This window comes from Streptomyces nanshensis (assembly GCF_001751255.1).
GTDB lineage: Bacteria > Actinomycetota > Actinomycetes > Streptomycetales > Streptomycetaceae > Streptomyces > Streptomyces nanshensis_A.
Genome location: NZ_LJGW01000673.1, coordinates 1 through 5,647 on the forward strand (window position 1 = coordinate 1; position 5,647 = coordinate 5,647).

Annotated in this window: 6 protein-coding genes; 1 reads left to right on the top strand and 5 read right to left on the bottom strand. The window is 69.5% G+C overall.

Translation table 11 applies throughout. The annotated features are described in order from the left end of the window. On the bottom strand, window positions 1–1,640 hold a 1,640-nt coding region (locus AN218_RS31410), incomplete at its 3' end, for an MDR family MFS transporter (protein ID WP_141747777.1). Between the two features lie 114 nt (window positions 1,641–1,754). Further along, complete coding sequence (locus tag AN218_RS31415) at window positions 1,755–2,294, bottom strand: MarR family winged helix-turn-helix transcriptional regulator (RefSeq protein ID WP_070020421.1); 540 nt, start codon at window positions 2,292–2,294, stop codon at window positions 1,755–1,757. Window positions 2,295–2,503: 209 nt separating this feature from the next. Here AN218_RS31415 and AN218_RS31420 point away from each other — a divergent pair, with 209 nt between their 5' ends. Further along, a complete protein-coding gene (locus tag AN218_RS31420) occupies window positions 2,504–2,728 on the top strand; it encodes a hypothetical protein (RefSeq protein WP_070020422.1) in 225 nt (74 codons plus the stop codon). A gap of 243 nt (window positions 2,729–2,971) precedes the next feature. On the opposite strand, the gene AN218_RS31425 is transcribed toward AN218_RS31420, so the two are convergent. From AN218_RS31425 to AN218_RS37300, 3 genes are all read right to left on the bottom strand, one after another. Beyond that, a complete protein-coding gene (locus AN218_RS31425; RefSeq protein WP_070020423.1) occupies window positions 2,972–3,865 on the bottom strand; it encodes an RNA polymerase sigma factor SigF in 894 nt (297 codons plus the stop codon). A 198-nt stretch (window positions 3,866–4,063) separates the two neighbouring features. After that, a complete protein-coding gene (locus AN218_RS31430) occupies window positions 4,064–4,855 on the bottom strand; it encodes an RNA polymerase sigma factor SigF (protein WP_070020424.1) in 792 nt (263 codons plus the stop codon). A 365-nt stretch (window positions 4,856–5,220) separates the two neighbouring features. After that, window positions 5,221–5,385 carry a hypothetical protein gene (locus AN218_RS37300; protein ID WP_171908866.1) on the bottom strand — a complete coding sequence of 55 codons (165 nt, stop codon included), beginning with the start codon at window positions 5,383–5,385 and terminating at the stop codon, window positions 5,221–5,223. Window positions 5,386–5,647 lie beyond the last annotated feature (262 nt).

Here is a 5,647-nt window from a genome sequence, read left to right on the forward strand (position 1 = left end):
GCCCGTGCCGCGTGGCGCCCGCCGCCGGCGAACGCGGCCGCGTCCGTACGGACCGGCTGCCCGGCAGCGCCCGCCGCCAGCGCGCCCTCCTGCTGGAGGAAGGCCGTGGCGACCTCGTCCGCGGCGTCGTTCGCCTCGTGGATGCCCGACTTGGTCTTCAGCGGCACCTCCTTGATGCACAGCACCAGGAGCAGACCGAGTAGCGCGACGGGTGCCGCGTACAGATAGATGTCGCCGATCCCGTGTCCGTACGCCGACTCGATGACGCCGCGTATCGGCTTGGGCAGCTCCGAGACCTTCGGGATCTCGCTGCCGGCGCCGCCCGTCGGTCCGCCGTGGTCGATGCCGAGCTTGGCCAGGCCGTCGTCCACGTAGTCGGAGATGCGGTGGGCCAGCACCGCGCCCAGGACGGAGACGCCGACGGCGCCGCCGAGGGAGCGGAAGAAGTTCACCGCGGAGCTGGCGGCGCCGAGGTCGGTGGACTCCACCTGGTTCTGCGTCGCCAGCACCAGGTTCTGCATCATCATGCCGACGCCGACGCCGACTCCCGCCATGAACAGCGCGATGTGCCAGTACTCGGTGTCGTACCGCATGGTGCCCAGCAGCCCGAGCCCCGCGGTCAGCAGGACGCCGCCGGAGCACAGCCAGATCTTCCACTTGCCCGTACGGCTGATGATCAGGCCCGAGAGCGTGGTGGAGAGGAACATGCCGACGATCATCGGGATCGTCATCACACCGGCCATCGTCGGGGACTCGCCCCGCGCGAGCTGGAAGTACTGGCTCAGATAGACCGTCGCGCCGAACATCGCGATGCCGACGAACATGGACGCCGCCGACGTCAGCGCGATCGTGCGGTTGCGGAAGAGCCGCAGCGGGATGATCGGTTCGGCCGCCTTGGCCTCGACGAGGACGAAGAGCAGTCCCAGCAGCAGCGAGCCGCCGACCATCGCGTAGCTCTGCCACGACAGCCAGTCGTACTTGTCACCGGCGAACGTCACCCAGATCAGCAGCAGCGAGGCCGCCGCCGCGACGAGGAAGGCGCCGGCCCAGTCGATCTTCACGCGGCGCTTGAGCAGCGGCAGATGCAGCGTCTGCTGGAGCAGCAGCAGGGCGATGACGGCGAAGGGGATGCCGACGTAGAAGCACCAGCGCCAGCCGAGCCAGCTCGTGTCGGTGATGACGCCGCCCAGCAGCGGCCCGCTCACCATCGCGACGGCGAACGAGGCGCCGATGTAGCCGGTGTAACGGCCGCGCTCCCGCGGCGAGATCATCGCGGCGATGACGGTCTGCGTCAGCGCCGAGATGCCGCCCATGCCGATGCCCTGCACCGCGCGCGAGGCGATCAGCATGCCGGTGTTCTGCGCGAGACCGGCGCTGGCCGAGGCGAGCACGAAGACGATGATGGCCGTCTGTATCAGCACCTTCTTGCTGAACAGGTCCGCCAGCTTGCCCCACAGCGGGGTCGAGGCGGTCATCGTCAGCAGCGACGCCGTCACCACCCACGTGTACGAGCTCTGTCCGCCGCCGAGCTCCGAGACGATCTGGGGCAGGGCGTTGGCGACGATCGTCGAGGACAGGATGGCGACGAACATGCCGAGCAGCAGCCCGGACAGCGCCTCCATGATCTGCCGGTGCGTCATGGGCGGGGTGCTGCCCGTTCCGGAGGACGGGGGGACGCCGTTGTGCGACGCCTCGCCCGCGCCGCCGTGCACACCGGATGGTGTGGTCGTGGCCATTCTTTCCCTAACTCTTCTTCAGTGCCGTGCAGTGTTCCTGCGGTGGTCCGTGGTCGCGCTGTCTCTTGTACCGGCCGTACGGGCCGGTGAGGAGGGGGAGGACGCAGCCGGGGCGGTGACGCGGCAGTCGCCGAAGTCCGCCCGCAGTCGCTCGAGCATCCCGTTCAGCCCCGCGACGTCCTCCTCGCTCCAGTCGTGAAGGATGCTCTCCAGAGCCACGGTCGTGGCCTCCGAGAGCGTGTCCAGTTGTCGCTCTCCCCGCTCCGTGAGGCGCAGCAGCCGGGAGCGTGCGTCCTCCGGATCGGGCTGTCGCTCGACCCACCCGCGCTCCACGTTGTGGGTGACGTGGCGACTGGTGACTGACATGTCTACCGCCATCAGCTCCGCGAGACGACCCATACGCATCTCGCCGTACTTGTGAAGGAGCGTCAACACCCCGGCGGAGCCCGGAGGGCAGTCGGCGGGCAGTGCGCGCACCAACTCCCTTCGGACGGCGCCGAGCCCGCCGAGGTGGCGGGCCAGTTCCTCATAAGTGCTGCGTGCGGCTTGCGCGGGCATCCGTCGTCCCCCGAGATTGTTGCTTTGGGCAACCGTAAATCCGTTAGTTGCGGTACGCAAATTGTCCGAGGTGCCCGCGGAGGCAAAGAATCAGCAAAGCGGAGCCGTACGGGAGTCGTGGGGGAGCCGTGGGGAGGGCCCGTACCGACGGGGCGGCCGCGGGTACGGGGCTGTCCGCGCCCGCGCGGCGTTCGCTATCGTCCTGCCCCATGGCTCACAACCCGCATGCCCCGCAAGGTCAGGACCCCTCGCAGGACCCTGCCGGCAGCACGCAGATGTTCCGCGCGTTCGTCGACGAGGAGAGCGCCGCCCCCGGTGCTCGGCGAAGCGCCGCACCGCAGCAGGCGTCGTCCGGCTCCCGGGTCGGCCTGATCGTCGGCGTCGTCGTCGGGATCGTCGTCGTCGCGGCGGCGGTCTGGCTCGCGATGGCCTGACGGGTCCGCGCTCCGCAGACCCTTACCGTCCTGCCGCCGACCGCTCGACGGACCTCGCGCCGGCGACATGACGTGCCGTGCCGAACCGAGCCGTGCGGCCGACGTGTCGCACGTTCCGCGGTTCCCGCGGCCGGTGTGCGTTCGTGCGTACGCGTTCCAACGGCCCCGCGTCCGCGGGGCCTTCGCGCGCCCGCCCCGTGCCCGTACGCCGGTGACACGTACGGGCCGAGCGTGCGCCGGCGCTCACTCCTCCGCGATCAGCCCTTCGCGGAGCTGTGCGAGCGTGCGCGTCAGCAGCCGCGAGACGTGCATCTGCGAGATGCCGACCTCCTCGCCGATCTGTGACTGCGTCATGTTGGCGAAGAAGCGGAGCATGATGATCTGCCGTTCACGCGGCGGCAGTTTGGCCAGCAGCGGCTTCAGCGACTCGCGGTACTCCACGCCCTCCAGCGCGCTGTCCTCGTAGCCGAGCCGGTCCGCGAGCGAGCCCTCGCCGCCGTCCTCCTCCAGTGCGGGGGAGTCGAGCGAGGAGGCGGTGTAGGCGTTGCCGACGGCGAGCCCGTCGACCACGTCCTCCTCCGACACCCCCAGCGCGTGGGCGAGTTCGGGAACGGTCGGGGAGCGGTCCAGCGTCTGCGACAGCTCGTCGCTCGTCTTCGTGAGCGCCAGGCGCAGCTCCTGGAGGCGGCGCGGCACCCGTACCGACCACGAGGTGTCGCGGAAGAAGCGCTTGATCTCGCCGACCACCGTCGGCATCGCGAACGTCGGGAACTCCACGCCGCGCTCGGCGTCGAACCGGTCGATCGCCTTGATCAGACCGATCGTCCCGACCTGGACGATGTCCTCCATCGGCTCGTTGCGGCTGCGGAAGCGCGCCGCCGCATACCGCACGAGCGGGAGGTTGAGCTCGATGAGCGTGTCCCGCACGTAGGTGCGTTCCGCGCTGGGGGCGTCTCCCGAGCCGTCGGGCTCAGGGGAGGTCTTGGAGAGCGTGGCGAGCCGCAGGAAGAGGGAGCGCGAGAGGGTGCGCGTGTCGATGGCATCGTTTTCTGCGGGGGCTTCGGGGGCTCCCATGGCGTCGACGTCGTCGGTCGTGTTCTCGGTGAGCACCTTCGAGCTGCCCAGTTCTACGGACATGCCACCCCCTTGAGGTCGCGGACGGATCGCAGCGGCGCCCTCATGCGAGGGGAGCACCTCCCCCTGCATACCGGAAGCGCCGTCGCGGCAAACGCAGCTCTTGCAGAATGTCACAAGTAGGCAACGCGACGTAGCCCCATGTCGATAAAACTGCACAGACGGGGAAGTTGAGCCGTCGTCCTGGCTGGCTCTGTCCGGTTATGACTCGATTCGGTTCGCGGCCCGCAGTCGCGCGAAGCTCCGCGACAGCAGCCGGGAGACGTGCATTTGGGACACACCCAGCTCCGCGCTGATCTGAGACTGCGTCAGATTCCGGTAGTAGCGCAGCAGCAGGATCCGCTGCTCGCGTTCGGGGAGCTGGACGAGCAGATGCCTTACGAGATCGCGGTGTTCGACCCCGTCGAGCTCCGGGTCCTCGTAGCCGAGCCGGTCGAGCAGGCCCGGCAGTCCGTCCTCGCGTTCCTGTGCGGCCTCCAACGACGTTGCGCGGTAGGAGCGTCCGGCCTCGATGCAGGCGAGGACCTCCTCCTCGGTGAGCTTCAGCCGCTCCGCGATCTCGGCGGTGGTGGGCGAGCGTCCGAAGCTCGTCGTCAGGTCCTCCGTCGCGCTGCTGACCTGGACCCACATCTCGTGCAGCCGTCTCGGCACGTGCACGGTGCGGACGTTGTCGCGGAAGTAGCGGCGGATCTCGCCGATGATCGTCGGCATCGCGAATGTGGGGAACTGCACACCGCGGTCCGCGTCGAACCGGTCGATGGCGTTGATGAGCCCGATGGTGCCGACCTGGACGACGTCCTCCATCGGCTCGTTGCGGCTGCGGAAGCGTGCGGCGACGTAACGCACGAGGGGAAGGTTGGCCTCGATGAGTGCGGTGCGCACCCGTTCGTGTCCGGCGGTGCCGGGCTCCTCTCCGGCGAGCTGCTCGAAGAGCTCCTGGGTCAGCGCCCGGGCCTCCGCGCTGCGGCTCTCGCGGGTCTGGGTCGCCGCCACTCGGTCACCACCTCATCGGGTCCGGTCGCTCCACTCTTCGGCCAAAAGCGGTCATAGCATCACAAGACATGTGCAACGTGTGCAAGCACCGTAATTTGCCGTGTTGGTGAGGAGTTGAGAAGTTCGGCGGTGTCCGTACGGAGCCCGTACGGAACCCCGCGACGGGTGCCGGCGACCGGTGCGCGGCGTCCGTCGGCTCCGGGCGGTCGGACGCGCTGCCCTCGCACCGGTGACGGGCGACGGCCGAATGCCCCGGCGCGGGCGGGGCGGCGACGGACGGTACGCAAGCGCCCCCGCGGCGAGCGGGAGCGGGGGAGAGGGGAGGGACGGTAAGCGCGGGAGCCCGGACGATCGGGACCGGCGTGCTACCGCACCACCTCGGTCATGAAGTGGCCCACGCCTTGTGCGGCGCTGGATATGCCCTCGAAGCCGACCTGGACGAGGTCGGCGGCCCGCTCGGGGGAGGTGATGATCGTATACAGGACGAAGACGGTGAGCACATAGACCGCGATCTTCTTCGCCTGCACCATCCCGCTCCTTCCGTGGCTGCCGGACTCCCCCTCGTAAGCAGTCGGGTGAGTCTAACCACGGGCGGGTGCGGCGCGATCCACGCGCGGGGCGGCAAAGTGGCCGTAAACAGGGCTCTTTGACCGGTACGGCACGCGACGTTCTTCGATCGTTGCACCGGCTTCACACACGGAGGACACGGAGCGACGGCCGGACCGCGCCGTGCCGCGCGGCCGTCGCGCCGGGGGCGGTCAGTCGCGGAGGGGGCCGTGCGTCCCGCCGGCG

Excerpts from the sequence above, each read along its gene's own strand:
- AN218_RS31425 (WP_070020423.1), bottom strand. The coding sequence starts at position 3,865 with ATGTCCGTAGAACTGGGCAGCTCGAAGGTGCTCACCGAGAACACGACC.
- AN218_RS37300 (WP_171908866.1), bottom strand. The coding sequence starts at position 5,385 with ATGGTGCAGGCGAAGAAGATCGCGGTCTATGTGCTCACCGTCTTCGTC.
- AN218_RS31420 (WP_070020422.1), top strand. The coding sequence starts at position 2,504 with ATGGCTCACAACCCGCATGCCCCGCAAGGTCAGGACCCCTCGCAGGAC.
- AN218_RS31415 (WP_070020421.1), bottom strand. The coding sequence starts at position 2,294 with ATGCCCGCGCAAGCCGCACGCAGCACTTATGAGGAACTGGCCCGCCAC.